This is a genomic window from Pseudomonas sp. GW821-FHT04C07, from assembly GCF_059420325.1.
This window is the reverse complement of the sequence record NZ_JBWKTM010000001.1, coordinates 323,011-343,571: the sequence shown is the minus strand read 5'-3', so window position 1 is coordinate 343,571 and position 20,561 is coordinate 323,011. Positions and strand designations below refer to the sequence as shown.

Here is a 20,561-nt window from a genome sequence, read left to right as displayed (position 1 = left end):
GTTGATCTCGTTCCCACGCTCTGCGTGGGAATGCAGCCATGGACGCTCTGCGTCCGCTCTAAAAGTGACGCGGAGCGTCACAGGCCGTGTGCCCACGCAGAGCGTGGGCACAATCATTTGATAGAGAGCTTTTCGTGGCCCATCCCGCCCAACGTCGTTGGTATCCGCTGGTCTTTGCCGTTGCAGCACTGGTTCTGTTGCCGCTGAGCGTGTTGCTGTTGTCGTGGCAGTCGATCGACCAGCAGATCTGGACGCACCTGTGGGAAACGCAGATGCCGCGCTTGCTCGGCAACACACTGACGCTGGTGCTGGGCGTCGGAGCCGGCGTAACGCTGCTGGGCGTCAGCATGGCCTGGTTAACCAGCCTCTGTGAGTTCCCCGGGCGTCGATGGCTGGATTGGGCACTGATGCTGCCGTTTGCGATCCCGGCCTATGTACTGGCGTTCGTCTTCGTGGGTCTGCTGGATTTTGCCGGCCCGGTGCAAACCCTGTTGCGTGAATGGTTCGGCACGGGGCTGCGCCTGCCTCGGGTGCGCTCCACCGGTGGCGTGATTCTGGTTCTGGTGCTGGTGTTCTATCCCTACGTCTACCTGCTGGCGCGCACAGCCTTTCTCGCTCAAGGCAAAGGTCTGATGGAAGCTGCGCGGGTGCTCGGCCAATCGCCGTGGCAGGCCTTCTGGCGTGTGGCGCTGCCCATGGCACGACCGGCCATCGGTGCCGGCGTGGCTTTGGCATTGATGGAGACCCTGGCCGACTTTGGCGCGGTGGCGGTGTTCAACTTCGATACCTTCACCACGGCCATCTACAAGACCTGGTACGGTTTCTTCAGTCTTTCCAGCGCCGCGCAACTGGCAAGCCTGCTGCTGCTTGCTGTAACGCTGGTGTTGTACGGCGAACGCCGGGCTCGCGGTGCTAGTCGGGCGAGCAACGAGCGGCCCCGAGGCAAGGCGCTGTATCACCTGCACGGGTTCAAGGCTCTGGCCGCCAGTGGCTGGTGCGGCCTGGTGTTTGCCTGTGCCTTCGTCATTCCGATGCTGCAGTTGGTGGTCTGGTTCTGGCAGCGTGGCCGTTTCGACCTCGATGAGCGTTATGCCGGGCTGATTGCGCACACATTGTATCTGGGCGCCATGGCGGCGTTGATCACGGTGAGCGTGGCTTTGCTGTTGGCATTTTCCCGACGACTGGCACCGACCCGGGCCATTCGCTCCGGAGTCAGTCTGGCCAATCTGGGTTACGCCTTGCCGGGCTCGGTGCTCGCGGTATCGATCATGTTGGCCTTCAGCTATCTGGACCGTGAACTGGTGATCCCGCTATCGTCCTGGCTCGGTGGCGCGGGCAAGCCGTTACTGTTGGGTAGCCTTTCGGCGTTATTGCTGGCGTATCTGGTGCGTTTCATTGCAGTGGCCTACGGGCCACTGGAAAACAGCCTGGCGCGGATCCGGCCTTCGTTGCCCGAAGCAGCACGAAGTTTGGGCGTCAGTGGGCCGCGACTGTTTTTCAACGTGTATATGCCGCTTTTGCTTCCAGGCACCTTGAGTGCCGCGTTGCTGGTGTTCGTCGATGTGCTCAAGGAAATGCCCGCCACCTTGCTGATGCGCCCGTTCGGTTGGGACACGCTGGCCGTCCGCATCTTCGAAATGACCAGTGAAGGCGAGTGGTCGCGGGCATCCCTGCCGGCACTGACGCTGGTTTTGGTCGGGCTATTACCGGTCATCGGATTGATCCGACGTTCCGCTCATCGCATAGGCTAGGTGCCAGTCCTACACCTTGCGGCTACAATGCGCGGCATTCGGTGCGGTCCGCCTTTCAGGTCGGGTCACTGAGAGCTGCTGCAAGCCGCATTTTTAAAGGCTTTCAGCCAGCGCAGTGCCTGTCCGCACCTTCGCCACGCCCGGAAGGAGAAACCCATGGGACAGCGTACGCCTCTGTATGACCTGCATCTCGCCCTAGGCGCGAAGATGGTCGATTTTGGCGGTTGGGATATGCCTCTGCATTACGGCTCGCAAGTCGAAGAGCACCATCAGGTGCGACGTGATTGCGGGGTTTTCGATGTATCCCACATGACCGTGATTGACGTCAGCGGCTCCCAGGCCAAGGCCTGGCTTCAGCATTTGCTGGCCAATGATGTCGAACGTCTGCACAGCCCCGGCCGTGCGTTGTACAGCGCCATGCTCAATGAGCGCGGCGGGGTGGTCGACGACATGATCGTCTATCGCACCGAGGCGGGTTACCGGTTGGTGGTCAACGCCGCTACCCGTGATCAGGACATGGTCTGGATGCAAGCGCAGCTCGGTGAGTTCCAGGTGCAGTTGCACGAGCGCCCCGAGTTGGCGATGCTGGCGATTCAAGGCCCACAGGCCCGGAACAAGATTGCAGAACTGGTCACCCAGGCCCGTGGCACGCTGATCCAGCACCTCAAACCCTTTGAAGCTCAGGTCGACGGCGACTGGTTCATCGCGCGCACCGGTTATACCGGCGAAGATGGACTGGAAATCGTCCTGCCTGCCGATCAGGCGCCAGCGTTCTTCAATGATCTGGTCGGTGCGGGTATTTCCCCGATCGGTCTCGGTGCCCGCGATACCCTGCGCCTTGAAGCGGGTATGAATCTCTACGGTCAGGACATGCACCAGGATGTCTCACCGCTGGCCGCGAATATGGCCTGGAGCATTGCCTGGGCGCCTGCGACTCGCGATTTCATCGGTCGAGCCGCTTTAGAAGCCGAGCGCGCAGGCGGAGTGAAGCAAAAACTGGTCGGTCTGGTGTTGGAAGAGCGTGGCGTTTTGCGCGCTCACCAGGTGGTTCGCATCGGCGATGTTGGCGAAGGGGAGATCACCAGTGGTAGTTTCTCTCCTACGCTTAGCAAGTCGATCGCGCTGGCGCGCGTGCCCATGGCTACCGCCGACCGTGCAGAAGTGGAAATCCGTGGCAAGTGGTACCCGGTTCGGGTGGTAAAACCGACCTTTGTGCGTCATGGCAAAGCCTTGATCTAACTTTTTCTGGCGGGCAATCAACCGCTGACATTTCTTCTTGAGGACACAGAATATGAGTGAAATCCCTGTCGACCTGCGTTTTGCCGAAAGTCACGAATGGGCCCGTCTGGATGAGGATGGTGGCGTGAAAGTGGGTATTTCAGACCATGCTCAGGAAGCCTTGGGTGATGTCGTGTTCGTCGAGTTGCCGGAAATCGGCACAGTGTTCGCTGCCGGTGATGCGGCGGGTGTAGTCGAGTCGGTCAAGGCCGCTTCGGATATCTACTCGCCGGTTTCCGGTAAAGTCATCGCCATAAACGAAGAGTTGGCCAACAGCCCGGAGCTGGTCAACAGCGCGCCATACGACAGCTGGTTTTTCAAACTCGCGCCAAGCGATACCGCTGAACTGGACACGTTGCTCGACGCCACTGGCTACAAGAACGCCATCGGCGAGTAACGCTCGTTACTTATCGCGAGCAAGCTCGCTCCTGCAGGGTTGGCGTGAGCCTGTAGGAGCGAGCTTGCTCGCGATTGCGTTTAAGGCTTCAACACCGCCTTCACTGCTTCCACCGAACGCTCGACATCGCTTTTGCTCATCGCGGTGAACATCGGCAATGAAACGATCAAACGGCCAACCCGTTCCGAAACCGGGAACATGCCTTCCTTGAAACCACGCTCGCGGTACAGGCTCAGCAGGTGGATAGGCGGGTAGTGATAGCCGATGCCGACGCCGCGCTCCTGCATTTGTTCCATGAATGTGGCGCGAGCCGGTTTTCCGTCCTTGCGCTCCGGCAGCACCAGTTGGAACAAGTGCCAGTTGCTGTTTGTGAAATCGGCAGGCGGTAGTTGAGCACCGTATTGCGCTTCGAAGTCGCTGCCAAAGCAGGCAAAGTAATGCTTGGCCAATTCACGGCGATGGGCGGTGATCGCGTCGATGTGAGCAAACTGGCCCAGGCCGATAGCGGCAGCCACGTCGGTCATGTTGAACTTACCGCCCAACACGTCGACATCCAGCCCATCGAAACCGCTGCGGGTAACGCCTTGCAGCCGGTACTTCTCGGCCAGACGAACCTCTTCGGCATTGTTCAGCACCAGACAGCCACCTTCGGAGGACGTGACGTTCTTGTTTGCCTGGAAGCTGAACGAGACGAAGTCGCCGGTCGAACCGATACGCTGGCCATTCCAGCTCGAGCCCAGCGCTTGCGCGGCATCTTCCAGCACTCGCAGGCCGTGTTTCCTGGCCAGCGCGTACAAGCGCTCCATGTCCACTGGCAGACCTGCCAGGTACACCGGGAGGATCGCCTTGGTGCGCGGCGTGATTGCGGCTTCGACCTGCGCCAGATCGATATTGCGGGTGATCGGGTCGATGTCGGCGAACACCGGTGTGGCGCCGACCTCGAGGATTACGTTGGCCGTGGCCACCCAGGAGATCGGGGTGGTGATGACTTCATCGCCGGCGCCAATCCCGGCGATGCGCAAGGCGATCTCCATGGTGCAGGTGCCGGAGTTGAACGTACGTACCGGCCGACCGCCAAAGTACTCCGAAAGCTGGGCTTCGAAGGCTTGCACCTTGGGGCCGCTGGTGATCCAGCCCGAGCGCAATACGTCGCCGACAGCGGCAATCGTGGCTTCATCGATGGTGGGTTTTGAAAACGGCAGAAACGGCAGTTGGCTCATGATGATTGAAGTATCCGATAGGCATACGGTTGAGGCGTTGATTGGAACTCGCCAAGGTTAGCGCGATAACGTCGGGCATGATGATCCGGATTGACCGAAGGCGCCATACCGTCAGCGCTCAGGATCGACTGCTATGCTGCTTTGACCGTGTTGCATAGACGCCGAGCGCCACTTAAGAGAGAGCCCGTCATGTCCCAGTTGCCGTCTTTGAGCCAGTTGCGAGACCCTAATACCTTTCTGCGGCGCCATCTGGGAGCTGATGCTGCCGAGCAGCAGGCCATGCTCGACAGCCTCGGGCTCGGCAGTCGAGTCGAGTTGATCGAGCAGACGGTGCCGCCAGGCATTCGTTTCAACCGCGTTCTGGACTTGCCGCCAGCACTCGATGAAGAGGCTGCACTGGCCAGACTCAAAGGTTATGCCGAGCAGAATCAGGTCTGGACCAGCCTGATCGGCATGGGCTATCACGGTACTCTGACGCCAACGGTGATCCTGCGTAACGTGCTGGAAAATCCCGGTTGGTACACCGCCTACACGCCGTATCAGCCCGAGATTGCCCAAGGTCGGCTCGAAGCGCTGCTGAATTTCCAGCAAATGACCATCGACCTCACGGGCCTGGAGCTGGCCAACGCTTCGCTGCTGGATGAAGCCACAGCGGCAGCCGAAGCCATGGCCTTGGCTAAACGCGTGGCCAAATCCAGAAGCAATTTATTCTTCGTCGACGAAAACTGCCACCCGCAGACCATCTCGGTGGTGCAGACCCGGGCCGAAGGATTCGGCTTCGAGCTGGTGATCGATGCTGTGGAAAACCTCACTCGCCATCAAGTTTTTGGCGCGCTGCTGCAGTACCCGGACACCCACGGTGAAATCCGCAATCTGCGCCCGCTGATCGACCATCTGCACGCGCAGCAGGCGCTGGCCTGCGTGTCTGCCGATCTGCTCAGCCTGTTGCTGTTGACCCCGCCAGGGGAGTTGGGCGCCGACGTGGTGTTCGGTTCGTCCCAGCGTTTCGGCGTGCCCATGGGTTATGGCGGTCCCCATGCAGCGTTTTTTGCCAGTCGCGATGAATACAAGCGAGCGATTCCCGGGCGCATCATCGGCGTTTCGAAAGATGCGCGCGGCAATGTTGCCCTGCGCATGGCCCTGCAAACCCGCGAGCAGCATATCCGCCGGGAGAAAGCCAACTCGAACATCTGTACTGCGCAGGTGCTGTTGGCCAACATCGCCAGCTTCTATGCGGTTTATCACGGCCCCGAGGGGCTCAAGCGCATCGCTCAGCGAGTCCACCGGTTGACCTGCATTCTGGCGGCGGGCCTGCAGAGAAATGGCATTACACGACTCAACGAGCAATTCTTCGACACCCTGACGCTGGATGTCGGCGGCAGTCAGACGGCGATCATCGAAAGCGCCAGGGATGCGCAAATCAATCTGCGCATCCTCGGGCGTGGTCAGTTGGGTCTGAGTCTCGACGAAACCTGTGATGAAACCACCGTGGCGCGGCTGTTCGATGTCTTTCTCGGTGCCGGTCACGGTCTGGATGTCGCTGAGCTGGATGCCGAGGCATTGGCCTCGGGCATCCCCAATGAACTGCTGCGCAGCTCTCCTTATCTGAGCCATCCGGTATTCAGTGCCCATCACAGTGAAACCGAGATGCTGCGCTACCTCAAACAGCTGGAGAACAAGGACCTGGCGCTCAACCAGTCGATGATCCCGCTGGGCTCCTGCACGATGAAACTCAATGCCAGCAGCGAGATGATCCCGATCACCTGGCCAGGTTTCGCCAATCTGCACCCGTTCGCGCCGAAAGAGCAGGCGCTTGGCTATTCACTGATGATCAGTGAGTTGCAGAGCTGGCTCTGTGCGATCACCGGTTTCGATGCCATCTGCATGCAACCCAACTCCGGAGCTCAGGGTGAATACGCCGGGTTGCTGGCAATCCGCAAATACCACGAAAGCCGCCAACAGGACGCACGCAACATCTGTCTGATTCCTGCTTCCGCCCACGGCACCAACCCGGCTTCGGCGCAGATGGCCGGGATGCAAGTGGTGATCGTCGAGTGCGACGATGCCGGTAACGTCGATCTGGATGACCTGAAAGCCAAGGCCCAGGATGCGGGCGACAATTTGTCGTGCCTGATGGCGACCTATCCGTCGACCCATGGCGTGTACGAAGAGGGCATCAGCGAGATCTGTGAAGTTATCCACAGCCACGGCGGCCAGGTCTATATGGACGGCGCTAACCTCAATGCTCAGGTTGGGCTGGCGCGGCCGGCGGATATCGGCGCCGACGTTTCCCACATGAATCTGCACAAGACTTTCTGCATTCCCCATGGCGGTGGTGGTCCCGGTATGGGACCGATTGGCGTGCGTGCGCATCTGGCACCGTTCGTTGCCAATCACCCGGTGGTGCAGATCGAAGGTCCGCAGCCGCAGAACGGGGCGGTCAGCGCCGCGCCCTGGGGCAGCGCGAGCATCTTGCCGATCAGTTGGATGTACATCGCGCTGATGGGACCGCAATTGGCCGATGCCAGCGAAGTGGCGATTCTCGCTGCGAACTATCTGGCCGAGCACTTGAGCGGTGCCTTCCCGGTGCTCTACACCGGGCGAAATGGCCGGGTGGCCCACGAATGTATCCTCGACTTGCGGCCGCTCAAGGCGCAAACCGGGATCAGTGAAGAGGATGTCGCCAAGCGTTTGATGGACTATGGCTTCCATGCGCCGACCATGTCGTTCCCGGTGCCGGGTACGCTGATGGTCGAGCCGACCGAAAGCGAGTCGAAGGCTGAACTGGATCGCTTCATCGAAGCGATGCTGAGCATTCGCGCAGAAATATCCGAAGTGCAGAACGGCAACTGGCCCGCCGAAGACAACCCGTTGAAACGCTCACCCCACACACTGGCGGATATCACCGGGGTCTGGGAGCGGCCTTACACCATAGAACAGGCGGTGACGCCCAGCGCGCACACCAAGGCCCATAAGTACTGGCCGACGGTGAATCGTGTCGACAATGTCTACGGTGACCGCAATTTGTTCTGTGCTTGCGTGCCGGTGGATGCCTATCGCTGAAAAAAACCGCGATCTTCCTCTGTAGTCGCAGCCGGTCGACGCTCGATTGGTCCGGGCGGCGTTCCGACGATGGCGATCTCAAGGACGCCATCGCCGGCAAGCCATGCTCCTACAGGGTTTCGGGCAAAAAAATGCCGCTCCAGGGAGCGGCATTTTTTACTCAGCGCAGCAGTGGATCACTCTTGGGCAACCGCATTCTTCGCCAGAATCGCGTTGGCCAGTTCCATATCGGTGGCCTGCAAGCCTGGGTTGTCGGCGCGGACCTTGCGCATCGCGGCTTCCAGATACGGGCCGCGAATACCGCCGTCGCTGGCGACGAAGCTGCCGGCGTCATCCTGGGCGGCGACGATCAGCTTGTGGTCCTTGAACGTCAGGTAGGTGGAGGCGGTGGTCGCACCTGAGGAAATGACATCCCGCAAGAAGTCGTCGGCCATTGCCGAACAGACAGGAAGGGACAGCAGGGCCAAGGTGGCGACGGCTAATTTGAAACGCATGGTGGGTGACTCCGACTGGGTTATCTGAGGCGTTTGATACTCGATAGCCCAACGGAGTTCCGTGACCCATCAATCGATGCGTTCCACCTCAATGATGACCCCTTCCTGCCCGATCACCCGAACACGGGTGCCGACTGGCGCGTCCGGTCCTTTGGCCATCCAGAAGCCGTCGGCGACCTTGATCTTGCCTCGCCCCCCGACAATCGCTTCATGCACCACGAAGGTTTTACCTATCAGCTCTTGAGCACGAAGATTGAGGGTTGGCTGATCACTGGCTCTGACGGCACTGCGCTGGCGTCTCCACCAATACAACACCGTCAGCACCGATAGCAGGCCGAACAACAGCAATTGCACTTCCCACGACAGGTCTGGAATCAAGAAGGTCAACACGCCGACTGCGGCAGCGGCGATGCCAACCCAGAGTAAATAACCGCCAGCGCCGAACACTTCGAAAATCAACAGAATGGTGCCCAACGCCAGCCAGTCCCAGAACGACACATACTGCAGGAATGCCCACATAGGTCGCGCCTCAGGCTTTTTTACTGTCGAACGTGGCTTTGACGATTTCGCCGATGCCGCCGACCGCACCGATCACCTGGCTGGCTTCCAGCGGCATCAGAACGACTTTGCTGTTGTTGGCCGACGCCAGTTTGCCCAGCGCATCGATATACTTTTGCGCGACGAAGTAGTTGATCGCCTGCACGTTACCGGTAGCGATTGCTTCGGAAACCACCTGAGTGGCACGGGCTTCGGCTTCGGCTTGCCGCTCGCGGGCTTCGGATTCGAGGAACGCTGCCTGACGGGCACCTTCGGCTTCGAGGATCTGTGCCTGCTTTTTACCTTCCGCCGTCAGAATCGCCGACGCCCTCAGACCTTCGGCTTCGAGGATTTGGGCGCGCTTGATCCGCTCGGCTTTCATCTGCCCGGACATGGCCGCCATCAGGTCCGCGGGCGGGCTGATGTCCTTGATCTCGATCCGGGTGATCTTGATGCCCCACGGCGCCGTGGCTTCGTCGACGGTACGCAGCAGTTTCTCGTTGATGGCGTCTCGCTGGCTGAGCATCGCGTCCAGCTCCATCGAGCCGAGGACGGTACGGATGTTGGTCTGCAACAGGTTGCGGATGGCATGCTCGAGATTGTTCACCTCGTAGGCTGCCTGGGCCGTGTTGACCACCTGGAAGAAGCACACGGCATCGATTTGCACGGTAGCGTTGTCGGAGGTGATGACTTCCTGCGGCGGGATGTCCAGCACGCTTTCCATCACGTTCATCTTGCGGCCGATGCGGTCCATGATCGGAATGATGATGTTCAGTCCCGGTTTCAAGGTATTGGTGTAGCGGCCGAAGCGCTCGACCGTCCACTGATAGCCCTGCGGAACCACCTTGACGCCCATGAACACAATGGCGATGGCCAGGCCGACGAAGAGTAAAAGCACGTTACCAATCTGCATACCATCTCCCTGTTCACATTTTGATCAATGAGGTCGCAATGAGCAGAGTGTAGCGGCGTGGGGCGAGCATAAGAGTCGATTAGGGCTGCTTGCATCATCAGGAGACATAAAAGGGTTCATTTCGGTTTGGCGATGCGTCGGTTATTTCTGCTCACTCTGCGGTGTCACACGCAAGACTTCCTCAATCGTGGTCAACCCAGCGGCAACTTTCTGCGCACCGGACAGGCGCAGGCTGCGCATGCCTTCCTTGAACGCTTGGTGACGCACGGCCAGCAGATCGGTGTCAGGGCTGATCAGTGCTTTGACGTTGTCGCTCAGTAACATGATTTCGTAGACCCCGGCGCGCCCCCGGTAACCGGTGTTGCGGCATTCCAGGCATCCGATGGCCTGTTGGGCATTGGTCGGCAATGGCGCTTGCCAGGGTTTGGTCAGGGTTTGCCAATCGTCCTCACCCAGGCTCAGCGGCGCTTTGCAGTGCGGGCAAAGGGTGCGAACCAGACGCTGGGCCATGACCCCGAGCACGGTGGCTTTGATCAGGTAATGCGGCACACCGAGCTCCAATAAGCGGCTCATGGCGCTGGGTGCGTCGTTGGTATGCAGCGTCGACAGAACCAAATGCCCGGTGAGTGCCGCCTGGATCGCCATTTCGGCGGTCTCCAGATCGCGGATTTCGCCGATCATGATGATGTCCGGATCTTGCCGCATCAGTGCCCGCACGCCGCTGGCAAAGGTCAGGTCGATGTTGTGCTGAACCTGCATCTGGTTGAACGCCGGTTCGACCATCTCGATCGGGTCTTCGATGGTGCAGAGGTTGACCTCGGGCGTCGCCAGTTTTTTCAGCGTGGTGTAGAGCGTGGTGGTTTTACCCGAACCGGTGGGGCCGGTGACCAGGATGATGCCGTTGGGCTGGCGGGTCATGTCTTGCCAGCGGCGCAGGTCTTCGGTGGAGAAACCCAGCTGGTCGAAGTCCTTGAGCAGTACTTCGGGATCGAAAATCCGCATGACCATCTTTTCGCCAAAGGCCGTGGGTAGCGTCGACAGCCGCAACTCGACCTCACCGCCCTCCGGGGTCTTGGTCTTGACTCGACCGTCCTGGGGTTTACGTTTTTCTGCAACATTCATTCGGCCCAGGCTTTTCAGGCGGCTGACGATGGCCATGGTCACTTGCGGTGGGAATTGATAGACGTTGTGCAGCACGCCGTCGATGCGAAAGCGTACGGTGCCTTGCTCGCGACGGGGTTCGATGTGGATATCACTGGCGCGTTGCTGGAAGGCGTACTGGAACAGCCAGTCGACGATGTTGACGATGTGCGCGTCGTTGGCATCGGGCTCCTGATCACTGGCGCCGAGGTTGAGCAACTGTTCGAAGTTGCCCAGGGTGTTCATTTTTTGATCAGAATTGTTGGCGCCGCTGACTGACTTGGCCAACCGATAAAACTCCACGGTAAAGCGCTGGATGTCCGCCGGGTTGGCCACCACGCGTTTGATCGGCAGCTTCAAGACGTGGGTCAGATCGGCCTCCCAGGCGTTGACGTAGGGCTGCGCGCTGGCCACGGTTACTGCATCGCGATCGATCGAAACAGCAAGAATCTTGTGGCGTTGGGCGAAGGCATAGGACATCAGCGGGGTAATGCTCGCGACGTTTATCTTCAGCGGGTCGATGCGCAAATAAGGCTGATCGGCCTGCTGTGCAAGCCACAAGGTGAGGCTTTCCAGGTCAAGCCGTTTACCAGGTCGGCTGAAGTCGCCCAGGTGTTGGCTGGCGAGGAACTCCAGCGGGTGGAGCTGGTTGTGGGCGGTATTGCGTCGGGTGGTCAATGCGTGTTCGGCCGAGTCCTGGCTGAGAAAGCCCTGAGCGACCAGCTCACGCAGCAGATCGTTGAGATCCAGCCAGCGGTCCTGAGCTAGGAGGGGAACGGACATGCGGGCTCCTTTTGAACGATCTTGCAATTAGCGGTTTAGAGGTGTGCGCCTCTGATCACAGATCGCCAAGAATAGTCCCCGGATGAGCCGTCCGTTTGGCCGTTGCCTAACCAAGCATTGCGAGCTTTTGCTGACTGCTCCTAGCTGGCCGCCTGTGCGGGATGAACCCATGAAGAATCAGCGGGTTGCAGATCCACCGAGCAAACGCTGATCAAGTTACGCAATTTTTCTGCGATCACTTGGGCGCGGTGCCAGCTCAACCCGTCGAGCACCACATCAATCGATAGCAAGTCGTTCTGTTGCAATACGTTGACCTGCTGCGGAACCAGAAACTGCAAGGCGAAATGATTGAGCACCCGGCACAGCAGATCCGGTTCGGCTTCAGCGAGCAGCTGATAGTGCACGCGGCAATGGGCGTTACTGACGTTCCAGACATCGGCGCGGCTTGGGGCGGTGCTGACAGCTTCGAGAGGGGGCATGGTCGTTCTCCAAAATAACCGGAGAAATTTTTACATGCGGTTCGGGGTATTTCTTATCTATGATTGGGTTGATTGGTCATAAATTGAATTAAGTATTTCGCTTTTATTTACTTTGAGGGTTTTTTTATGCATAGCGAACTGGACGCTTATGACCGACGGATTTTGGCATTGCTCCAGGAGGACGCTTCGCTTTCAAGTGCACAGATTGCCGAACGGGTCGGGCTGTCGCAGTCGCCGTGCTGGCGACGGATTCAGCGACTCAAGGAGGAGGGCGTGATTCGAGGGCAAGTGACTTTGCTTGATCGCAAGAAGATCGGTCTCAACACGCAGATTTTTGCCGAGGTCAAGCTCAACGCCCACGGTCGTTCCAACTTCACCGAATTTACCGAGGCGATTCGTGGCTTTCCGGAAGTATTGGAGTGCTATGTGTTGATGGGGGCAGTGGACTTTTTGCTGCGCATCGTGACGGCGGATATCGAGGCGTACGAGCGCTTCTTTTTCGAGAAACTGTCGATGGTGCCGGGGATTCAGGAGGTCAACTCGATCGTGGCCTTGTCCGAAATCAAGTCCACGACGAGTTTGCCGGTATAGGGGGGCGAGATCGTTCCCACGCTCCCGCGTGGGAATGCTGCACCGGACGCTCTGCGTCCGCTTTTTGATGTGACGCAGAGCGTCACGGGTGCATTCCTTTGCTGCGCGTGGGAACGATCATCACATACGCAGAAGAGTCTTCCAGGCACGGTTCTGGAACACGGCAATCGCCTGCTGCTTGCGGGCATCGAGCGCTTCATCGGTGATGGGCTCATTGGCCAGTTGCTGCAACTGTTTCAGCTCACCGTAGAGGCGATCCGTTTCCGGGATTTCCAGCACGCCACGAGCCAGGTGCAGCCAGGCCTGGATGCGTTCGATACGCGGCAATTGCTCGGCCAGGTCTTCCGGCTGTTGCTGATAACGCGGCAGTTGCAGGGCGACGGCTTCTTCGGCCAGCAGGCGCGGCAACCAGTTGCCCAGTTGCGCAGCACCCTGGCGATTGCCCCGGGTGTTGCGGTCGGCGGCCCAGGTGCGGGCCAGCAACCAGCGCGAGGCGTTCAGCGAGAACAGGCCCCAGCGAACGTCTTCCAGTTCTTCAGCGAATTGCTCCGGTGCGGCTTTGCGCACGTCTTCGTCCTCCTGACCGGCTTGCACCAGCGGGCGCCAGTCTTCCAGCAACGCATCGAGCGAGGCCCGCAGGTCGTGGGTCGATTGACGCGGTGCGGCCTGGCCGAGGCTACCTATCAGCGCGCGCAATTCGGCGAGGTTTTCTACCCAATCCTGCAGCAGACGCCAGTGGCCATTGAAGCGGTATTGCTCGGCCAGGCGCTGGCTGCTGCTCAGCAAGTGCCAGCTCAATGCAGCGAACGCGTCGTCCAGCGGCAGTTCAGCGGACAGTTGCGCAGGGGGCAGGCTCAACGAATAGCTGTTGGCGTCGAACAGGCGATAGCCACGCTCGGCCTTGCTGATATCGCACGGCATCAGGGCCAGAGTGGCGGCCAGTTCGGCAGCCAGTTCCAGCAGGGCAGCCGGTTCGCCTTCGCGCAGTTCCAGTTCCAGTTCGCAGATTTCTTCTTTCTGCTTGCCAGCGATGACGTGGCCCAGGTCCAGCGCGGCTTCGATGACCACTTTGGTCTTGCCACGGCCCCAGGCGATTTCGGCGCGTTCGCGGACGAAATCGGTGGTGAAGATTGGCTTGAGGGTCTTTTTGTCCAGCTCGGCCAGTTGCTCAGGCCAGCATTCGCCGTCGAGTTTTTTCACGTCGAGCTTGGCTTTTGGCAGGTGCCAGTCGTACTCGTTACGCTCGGACAGGCCGGCGATGCTTTGACCACGGGTCTTGAGGGTCTGGATCACTTCTTCGCCATCACGACGCAGGCGCAGGGCAACCTTGGCACGGGCCAGGTCACGCTCCGGCGTGTCGAAGTACTGGTTCATCAGTTCACGGCGTTCCCAGCCACTTTTGTTGCGTTTTTTCAGTAACGGATGCTCGCGCAGGGCAGCGAGGGTTTCGCGGCTGACGCGGAGTTTGATTTCGGTTTCTTTCTGCATGGCCGGAAAATCCAGGATCGGGAGCGCAGCCGGGGAATGTGTGGCTGCCAAGGCCGAGCAGTGTACAGGACTCGTCGACTCGACGTGCCGCGGCGGTTTATTCCATGACGCGGATGGTTCTATGATGAGGTTCTTCTAGGGAGTCAGGAGTCAGCGCATGTCTTTGCCATCCATGAAAGATCAATTTGCTGCGCTGATCGCCGCGCCGTCGGTCAGTTGTACCCAGCCGAGTCTGGATCAATCCAATCGCGCGGTGATCGACCTGTTGGCGACCTGGCTCGGCGATCTGGGTTTTGCCTGCGACATTCAGCAGGTCAGCCCCGGCAAGTTCAATCTGCTCGCCAGTTTTGGCAGCGGCCCCGGCGGCCTGGTGCTGGCCGGGCACAGCGACACGGTGCCGTTCGACGGCGCGCTGTGGCAGACCGATCCGCTGAAACTGACCGAAGTCGACGGTCGCTGGGTTGGCCTGGGCAGTTGCGACATGAAGGGCTTTTTTGCGCTGGCCATCGAAGCAGTGCTGCCGCTGCTGGACAAGCCGTTCAAGCAACCATTGCTGATCCTCGCCACCTGCGACGAAGAAAGCTCCATGGCTGGCGCCCGTGCGCTGGCTGCAGCCGGTCGACCGCTTGGGCGAGCAGCAGTGATCGGCGAGCCGACCGGGCTCAAACCGATTCGTCTGCACAAAGGCGTGATGATGGAGCGCATCGATATTCTCGGACAAAGTGGCCATTCATCAGACCCGAGCCTGGGCCACAGCGCCCTCGAAGCCATGCATGACGCCATCGGCGAATTGAGAGGGCTGCGACTGCTTTGGCAGCGCGAGTACCGCAATCCGCAGTTCAGCGTGCCGCAGCCGACCCTGAATTTTGGTTGCATCCACGGCGGTGACAACCCGAACCGGATTTGCGGCCAGTGCTCGCTGGAGTTCGACCTGCGGCCCTTGCCAGGCATGGACCCGAGTGTCTTGCGCGCAGCGATCCGGCAGAAGCTTGAGCCGATAGCCGAGTGGCATAAGGTGAAGATTGATTACGCGCCGTTATTCCCCGAAGTGCCGCCTTTCGAGCAGGCTGAAGATTGCGAATTGGTCCGGGTCGCGGAAAGACTCACGGGCCATCTCGCCGAAGCAGTAGCGTTTGGCACCGAAGCACCTTATCTTCAGCGCCTTGGCTGCGAGACGCTGGTGCTCGGCCCGGGCGACATTGCCTGCGCTCACCAACCTGGGGAATACCTCGAAATGTCACGCTTGCAGCCTACCGTGCATCTACTACGTCAATTGATCGAACATTATTGCCTGATCCCGGCTTAGTGGTCCGCACCGGCCACCCAGTAAATCGCCGATGATCAAGGCCGTATCTATAAGGAGAGCTCGCGTGTCGCCAAGCCTGTTCCGACGATAACCAACAGCCCGCTGTGCGTTTTCTGTTTCGTCCCTTTTTCGGCTGCTTTTTATTACAGGCGCTGGTTTTATGCCCGAATACGTCAATTGGCTTCGTCACGCTTCTCCGTACATCAACGCCCACCGCGATTGCACCTTTGTCGTCATGCTGCCCGGCGATGGGGTCGAGCATCCGAACTTCGGCAATATCGTCCACGACCTGGTGTTGTTGCACAGCCTGGGGGTACGGCTGGTACTGGTTCATGGTTCGCGTCCGCAAATTGAAACCCGTCTCGCTGCCCGAGGCCTGACCCCGCATTACCATCATGGCCTGCGCATCACCGATGCGGCGACTCTGGAGTGCGTCATCGATGCGGTCGGCCAGCTGCGGATCGCCATTGAAGCGCGCCTGTCCATGGACTTGGCCGCTTCGCCGATGCAGGGCTCGCGCCTGCGGGTGGCGGGCGGCAATCTGGTGACTGCCCGGCCGATCGGCGTGCTTGAAGGTGTCGACTTTCACCACACTGGCGAAGTGCGTCGGGTAGACCGCAAGGGCATCAACCGTCTGCTGGATGAGCGTTCAATCGTTCTGCTTTCGCCTTTGGGTTATTCGCCGACCGGGGAAATCTTCAACCTGGCCTGCGAAGACGTCGCTACCCGCGCCGCCATCGACCTGGGCGCCGATAAACTGCTGCTGTTCGGTGCCGATCCTGGCCTGATCGATGAAAACGGCAGGTTGGTGCGCGAGCTGCGTCCGCAGCAGGTGCCGGCGCATTTGCAACGCCTGGGCGGCAACTATCAGGCTGAATTACTGGATGCGGCGGCTGAAGCCTGTCGTGGCGGCGTGGGCCGTAGCCATATTGTCAGCTACGCTGAAGACGGCGCGTTGCTGACCGAACTCTTCACCCGTGACGGTGGCGGTACGCTGGTCGCGCAAGAGCAATTCGAGTTGGTGCGTGAAGCGGCCATTGAAGACGTCGGCGGTCTGCTGGATCTGATCAGTCCGCTGGAAGAGCAGGGCATTCTGGTTCGCCGTTCCCGTGAAGTGCTGGAACGCGAGATCGAGCAGTTCAGCGTGGTCGAGCGCGAAGGGATGATTATCGCGTGTGCAGCGCTGTATCAGATTGCCGATTCGGATGCGGGGGAACTGGCTTGCCTGGCGGTGAACCCGGAATACCGCCATGGTGGTCGCGGTGATGAATTGCTGGAACGGATCGAAACCCGCGCTCGGGCTCAGGGGCTGAAAACCTTGTTCGTGCTGACTACACGTACCGCGCACTGGTTCCGCGAGCGCGGCTTTGTGCCAAGCAGTGTCGAGCGCCTGCCCTCGGCACGGGCCTCGCTGTACAACTATCAGCGTAATTCCAAGATTTTCGAAAAGACTCTGTAACCTGATGAGCTTAGACTTCGCTCCGGGCACTGACAGATCGCAGGTTGCGCCTGTTCTTACAGGGGAATGCGCCGATCAGCTCCGCCGTTTTTGCTGCCCGTTGCAGTGTTTACCGGACGGGCGGTAAAAAATAACATCGATATACAAACTGTAACAATTTGACGGGAAGATGCACGTTTGGCCATGATAGCGTCGCCTATTTGATCGTGATTGACGTATGAAGAATACGCGAGCCCGAATTGGTCTAAATAAGCGGTTGAAAATACCATTTAGGAATTAGCTCGTAGGCCGATACCTCTGCATCCGGTTCGGTTGAGGCGGGTTGAGCTATATTCCCGAATCGTATGAAAAATGAATAAACAATTCTTTTTGGGCTTATGAGAAATTCATTAACCTGAACGGATCAAACACTGCGATTAGACCAAGGTCGTAGACGCGACTGCTTACGATTGACTTATCAGTCACGGTCTTGCACTAATCGAGCATCTGTGGCAAACGGGGCGCTAGACCCTGGACCAAAGTGCACAAAAAATTAGAAACGTAGAGGAGCGAAACATGAATAAGTCCACCTTAGCCCTGGCTGTGGCCGTAGGGGTTTTGGCGCAGCAGGCAGGCGCCGCGGGTTTCATCGAAGACAGCAAGGCGAGCGTCAGTTCCCGGACCATGTATTTCGACAATGACAATCGCGCCGGTAAAGCTGACCAACGCGAGGCGGCTCAGGGTTTCAAATTCGATTATCTGTCCGGATTCACCCAAGGTACTGTTGGCTTTGGCTTTGATGCCCAAGCGCTGGTTGGCATCCATCTGGATGGCGGTAGAGGTCATCACCCGGACAGCAATACGTTCGTGCCAAGCGATAGCGATGGCTCCGCAGTGCACGAATGGAGCCGTCTGGCCGGGAACGTCAAAGCGCGTTACTCCAAGACCGAGGCACACGTGGGTGGTGCTCTGGCACCGAACCTGCCGATCCTGGTAGCAAACGACAGTCGTCTGCTGCCCCAGACCTTTGAAGGTGGCACCATCACCTCCAAGGAAATCGACGGTGTGACCTTTAACGCAGGTCAGCTCGAACACGCAACGGGTCGTGCCTCGAGTAACGCCACTGGACTGGCGGTCGCGGGCGGTACCGAGGCCAGCAACAAGTTCCTCTATGGCGGCGCTGACTGGAAAGTCACCCAAGACCTTACCTTGCAGTACTACTACTCGAACCTGAAAGACTACTACAAGCAGAACTTCCTGGGCCTGGTGCACGTCCTGCCGATCGGTACCGACCAGTCCTTCAAGACGGATGTTCGCTATTTCGACAGCAGGTCCGACGGCAAGAACGGCGATTCGGGCTTTCAGTTCAACAACAACGGTGGTTTCGCCAAGACCCCGGGCGAGGTCGATAACAAGACCTGGAGCGCCATGTTCACCTACACCCTGGGCGGTAACGCCTTCCTGTTGGGTCATCAGCGCGTCAACGATAGCGGCGGCTTCGTCTGGTTGAACCAGGGTAACGTGGTCAATGGCAACGGTGTTAATGAAGGTGCCGGTGGCGCGAGCTTCTACCTGTTCACTGACTCCATGGTCGGCCAGTTTGCCCGTGCCGGTGAAAACACTACCTTCGGTCAGTACTCCTATGACTTCGCCAAGCTGGGTGTTCCAGGCTTGAAAACCTCGATTGCCTACTTGCATGGCGACAACATCAAAGCCAAGAACGGCGTTGGCAGTGACGAGTCCGAGTGGGAAACCGACATGCGTGTGGATTACACCATCCAGCAGGGCGCCCTCAAAGGCTTCGGCACGACCTTGCGACATGGCACTTACCGTGGCAACGCCTCGGGTATGGACGCCCAGGACCAGACCCGTCTGATCTTCAACTACACCTACAGCTTCATGTAATCGGCTTCAGAAAAAGGTCTCGCCTAATGGCGAGACCTTTTTTTTGTATTTTTTTTAATATTCCTAACGGGTATAAGTTTAATTATTTTTATTCTTTTTAATTTTCATCGCAGGCAAGCAAAGTAGGCTCATCACGCACGCAATGGAGCAGCATCATGAGCCTCAGACTTGGCGACATCGCCCCCGATTTTGAACAGGACTCCAGCGCCGGCACGATTCGTTTTCACCAGTGGCTGGGTGACAGCTGGGGCGTGCTGTTTTCCCATCCAGCGGACTTCACCCCGGTGTGCACCACGGAGCTCGGTTTCACCGCCAGGCTGAACGACGAATTCGCCAAGCGCGGCGTCAAGGCGATTGCCCTGTCAGTCGACCCGGTGGACTCGCACCACAAGTGGATCGAAGACATCAACGAAACCCAGAACACCCTCGTCAACTTCCCAATCCTCGCCGACGCTGATCGCAAGGTCTGCGACCTCTACGACCTGATCCATCCCAATGCCAACGACACCCTGACCGTGCGTTCGCTGTTCGTCATCGACCCGAACAAAAAGGTGCGCCTGACCATTACCTATCCGGCCAGCACCGGGCGTAATTTCAATGAGATTTTGCGGGTGATCGATTCGCTGCAGCTCACCGACAACTACAAAGTGGCCACGCCGGCCAATTGGCAGGACGGTGATGAAGTGGTAATCGTGCCATCGCTCAAGGATGAGGACGAGATCAAAAAACGCTTCCCGAAAGGCTACCGCGCGGTGAAACCGTATCTGCGACTGACGCCGCAGCCTAATCGATAAGGCTCACCACTTTCTGCGCGGCTGAAATCGCATCGCGAGCAAGCCCGCTCCCACACTTGATCGGGGTCAGACGCACTTTCCATATTCACCACAGATTTAATGTGGGAGCGGGCTTGCTCGCGATGGCGGACTGACAGTCGCGGCAAATCTCAAGGTTCACAAGCAAGGGTTTCAGGCCGTTTCGACCGCCTGTTTTTGTCTGGAGGGATGTTTTTCGCATATGCGTTTATGGAATAAACAAATGAATAAATAAGATTTATAGATATATAAATCACCTGTTATGGTCTGTTCATCTTAGCGAAATCGCAGAGAGCGAATCGCCAACAAACCCCTGAGGAATTATCTGCATGCTGGTCGTCTCACTCGGTGGAAGTCCCAGCCAGCGCTCCCGTTCCGGAGTGTTGCTGGACCACTCCAAACGCTGGTTACAGCAGCAAGGCGTGGAGGTGGTGAGTTATCAGGTACGGGACTTCCCGGCCGAAGACTTGCTCCACGCACGCTTCGATAGCCCGAAGGTGAGCGACCTGCTGCAACAGATTGAAAACGCCGATGGTCTGCTGATCGCCACGCCGGTTTACAAAGCGTCGTTCTCCGGCGCACTGAAGACTGTGCTCGATCTGTTGCCGGAGCGCGCACTGAGCCACAAGGTCGTGTTGCCCATGGCCACTGGCGGCAGCATCGCTCACATGCTGGCAGTGGATTACGCGCTTAAACCGGTGCTGTCGGCACTGAAGGCTGAGGAAATGCTTCACGGGATTTTCGCCGAAGACAGCCAGATCGCTTATGGCGAAGGCAGCGCTCAGGCGCAATTGGTGCCGGTACTGGAAGAACGCCTGAGCGAAGCGCTGGAACAGTTTTATAGCGCCATGGCAAGGCGGCCGAAACCGCTGGATCCGAGTCTGTTGAACGAACGTTTGTTGAGTGCTCGCTGGAGCATTTAAGCCTCACCGGAATTTAAAGTACCCACCTTACTCAGCCGCTAAC

Annotated in this window: 17 protein-coding genes; 10 read left to right on the top strand and 7 right to left on the bottom strand. The window is 58.7% G+C overall.

What is annotated here, in order from left to right:
• Positions 1-134: 134 nt before the first annotated feature.
• From AC07UI_RS01575 to gcvH, 3 genes are all read left to right on the top strand, one after another.
• A complete protein-coding gene (locus AC07UI_RS01575) occupies positions 135-1,751 on the top strand; it encodes an ABC transporter permease (RefSeq protein WP_494990810.1) in 1,617 nt (538 codons plus the stop codon).
• A 156-nt stretch (positions 1,752-1,907) separates the two neighbouring features.
• A complete protein-coding gene (gene gcvT, locus AC07UI_RS01570) occupies positions 1,908-2,990 on the top strand; it encodes a glycine cleavage system aminomethyltransferase GcvT (protein WP_494990809.1) in 1,083 nt (360 codons plus the stop codon).
• Positions 2,991-3,042: 52 nt separating this feature from the next.
• Positions 3,043-3,426 carry a glycine cleavage system protein GcvH gene (gene gcvH / locus AC07UI_RS01565; protein ID WP_494990808.1) on the top strand — a complete coding sequence of 128 codons (384 nt, stop codon included), beginning with the start codon at positions 3,043-3,045 and terminating at the stop codon, positions 3,424-3,426.
• An 80-nt stretch (positions 3,427-3,506) separates the two neighbouring features.
• On the opposite strand, the gene AC07UI_RS01560 is transcribed toward gcvH, so the two are convergent.
• Entirely contained in the window at positions 3,507-4,646 is a 1,140-nt protein-coding gene (locus AC07UI_RS01560) for a DegT/DnrJ/EryC1/StrS family aminotransferase (protein ID WP_494990807.1), read from the bottom strand.
• A gap of 189 nt (positions 4,647-4,835) precedes the next feature.
• On the opposite strand from AC07UI_RS01560, the gene gcvP reads away from it, so the two are divergent.
• On the top strand, positions 4,836-7,709 hold the full coding sequence (gene gcvP / locus AC07UI_RS01555) for an aminomethyl-transferring glycine dehydrogenase (protein WP_494990806.1): 2,874 nt from the start codon (positions 4,836-4,838) through the stop codon (positions 7,707-7,709).
• A gap of 176 nt (positions 7,710-7,885) precedes the next feature.
• On the opposite strand, the gene AC07UI_RS01550 is transcribed toward gcvP, so the two are convergent.
• The 5 genes from AC07UI_RS01550 to AC07UI_RS01530 form a co-directional block, all read right to left on the bottom strand.
• A complete protein-coding gene (locus AC07UI_RS01550) occupies positions 7,886-8,203 on the bottom strand; it encodes a DUF2388 domain-containing protein (protein ID WP_494990805.1) in 318 nt (105 codons plus the stop codon).
• Positions 8,204-8,272: 69 nt separating this feature from the next.
• Positions 8,273-8,722 carry an NfeD family protein gene (locus AC07UI_RS01545; RefSeq protein ID WP_494990804.1) on the bottom strand — a complete coding sequence of 150 codons (450 nt, stop codon included), beginning with the start codon at positions 8,720-8,722 and terminating at the stop codon, positions 8,273-8,275.
• 10 nt (positions 8,723-8,732) lie between these two features.
• Positions 8,733-9,653 carry an SPFH domain-containing protein gene (locus tag AC07UI_RS01540; RefSeq protein WP_494990803.1) on the bottom strand — a complete coding sequence of 307 codons (921 nt, stop codon included), beginning with the start codon at positions 9,651-9,653 and terminating at the stop codon, positions 8,733-8,735.
• A 141-nt stretch (positions 9,654-9,794) separates the two neighbouring features.
• Entirely contained in the window at positions 9,795-11,576 is a 1,782-nt protein-coding gene (gene tfpB / locus AC07UI_RS01535) for a type IV pilus assembly ATPase TfpB (protein WP_494990802.1), read from the bottom strand.
• A 140-nt stretch (positions 11,577-11,716) separates the two neighbouring features.
• A complete protein-coding gene (locus AC07UI_RS01530; protein WP_494990801.1) occupies positions 11,717-12,055 on the bottom strand; it encodes an ACT-like domain-containing protein in 339 nt (112 codons plus the stop codon).
• A gap of 126 nt (positions 12,056-12,181) precedes the next feature.
• Here AC07UI_RS01530 and AC07UI_RS01525 point away from each other — a divergent pair, with 126 nt between their 5' ends.
• Positions 12,182-12,646, top strand: a complete 465-nt coding sequence (locus AC07UI_RS01525; RefSeq protein ID WP_494990800.1) for an Lrp/AsnC family transcriptional regulator — start codon at positions 12,182-12,184, stop codon at positions 12,644-12,646.
• A 120-nt stretch (positions 12,647-12,766) separates the two neighbouring features.
• Here AC07UI_RS01525 and AC07UI_RS01520 read toward each other — a convergent pair whose 3' ends face one another.
• A complete protein-coding gene (locus tag AC07UI_RS01520) occupies positions 12,767-14,134 on the bottom strand; it encodes a CYTH domain-containing protein (protein ID WP_494990799.1) in 1,368 nt (455 codons plus the stop codon).
• 157 nt (positions 14,135-14,291) lie between these two features.
• Between AC07UI_RS01520 and argE the strand changes: the two genes are divergently transcribed.
• The 5 genes from argE (at position 14,292) to ssuE (ending at position 20,518) form a co-directional block, all read left to right on the top strand.
• A complete protein-coding gene (gene argE, locus AC07UI_RS01515) occupies positions 14,292-15,440 on the top strand; it encodes an acetylornithine deacetylase (protein WP_494990798.1) in 1,149 nt (382 codons plus the stop codon).
• 160 nt (positions 15,441-15,600) lie between these two features.
• Positions 15,601-16,899, top strand: a complete 1,299-nt coding sequence (gene argA, locus AC07UI_RS01510) for an amino-acid N-acetyltransferase (protein ID WP_494990797.1) — start codon at positions 15,601-15,603, stop codon at positions 16,897-16,899.
• 555 nt (positions 16,900-17,454) lie between these two features.
• Positions 17,455-18,783: an OprD family porin gene (locus tag AC07UI_RS01505; protein ID WP_494990796.1), complete on the top strand. Its 1,329-nt coding sequence runs from the start codon at positions 17,455-17,457 to the stop codon at positions 18,781-18,783.
• A 155-nt stretch (positions 18,784-18,938) separates the two neighbouring features.
• Positions 18,939-19,577, top strand: coding sequence for a peroxiredoxin (locus tag AC07UI_RS01500; RefSeq protein ID WP_494990795.1), 639 nt, complete (start codon positions 18,939-18,941; stop codon positions 19,575-19,577).
• Positions 19,578-19,924: 347 nt separating this feature from the next.
• Positions 19,925-20,518, top strand: coding sequence for an NADPH-dependent FMN reductase (ssuE, locus tag AC07UI_RS01495; protein WP_494990794.1), 594 nt, complete (start codon positions 19,925-19,927; stop codon positions 20,516-20,518).
• Positions 20,519-20,561 lie beyond the last annotated feature (43 nt).

Coding starts and splice junctions, on each gene's coding strand:
- gcvT (WP_494990809.1), top strand. CDS start 1,908: ATGGGACAGCGTACGCCTCTGTATGACCTGCATCTCGCCCTAGGCGCG.
- gcvH (WP_494990808.1), top strand. CDS start 3,043: ATGAGTGAAATCCCTGTCGACCTGCGTTTTGCCGAAAGTCACGAATGG.
- AC07UI_RS01560 (WP_494990807.1), bottom strand. CDS start 4,646: ATGAGCCAACTGCCGTTTCTGCCGTTTTCAAAACCCACCATCGATGAA.
- gcvP (WP_494990806.1), top strand. CDS start 4,836: ATGTCCCAGTTGCCGTCTTTGAGCCAGTTGCGAGACCCTAATACCTTT.
- AC07UI_RS01550 (WP_494990805.1), bottom strand. CDS start 8,203: ATGCGTTTCAAATTAGCCGTCGCCACCTTGGCCCTGCTGTCCCTTCCT.
- AC07UI_RS01545 (WP_494990804.1), bottom strand. CDS start 8,722: ATGTGGGCATTCCTGCAGTATGTGTCGTTCTGGGACTGGCTGGCGTTG.
- AC07UI_RS01540 (WP_494990803.1), bottom strand. CDS start 9,653: ATGCAGATTGGTAACGTGCTTTTACTCTTCGTCGGCCTGGCCATCGCC.
- tfpB (WP_494990802.1), bottom strand. CDS start 11,576: ATGTCCGTTCCCCTCCTAGCTCAGGACCGCTGGCTGGATCTCAACGAT.
- AC07UI_RS01530 (WP_494990801.1), bottom strand. CDS start 12,055: ATGCCCCCTCTCGAAGCTGTCAGCACCGCCCCAAGCCGCGCCGATGTC.
- AC07UI_RS01525 (WP_494990800.1), top strand. CDS start 12,182: ATGCATAGCGAACTGGACGCTTATGACCGACGGATTTTGGCATTGCTC.
- AC07UI_RS01520 (WP_494990799.1), bottom strand. CDS start 14,134: ATGCAGAAAGAAACCGAAATCAAACTCCGCGTCAGCCGCGAAACCCTC.
- argE (WP_494990798.1), top strand. CDS start 14,292: ATGTCTTTGCCATCCATGAAAGATCAATTTGCTGCGCTGATCGCCGCG.
- argA (WP_494990797.1), top strand. CDS start 15,601: ATGCCCGAATACGTCAATTGGCTTCGTCACGCTTCTCCGTACATCAAC.
- AC07UI_RS01505 (WP_494990796.1), top strand. CDS start 17,455: ATGAATAAGTCCACCTTAGCCCTGGCTGTGGCCGTAGGGGTTTTGGCG.
- AC07UI_RS01500 (WP_494990795.1), top strand. CDS start 18,939: ATGAGCCTCAGACTTGGCGACATCGCCCCCGATTTTGAACAGGACTCC.
- ssuE (WP_494990794.1), top strand. CDS start 19,925: ATGCTGGTCGTCTCACTCGGTGGAAGTCCCAGCCAGCGCTCCCGTTCC.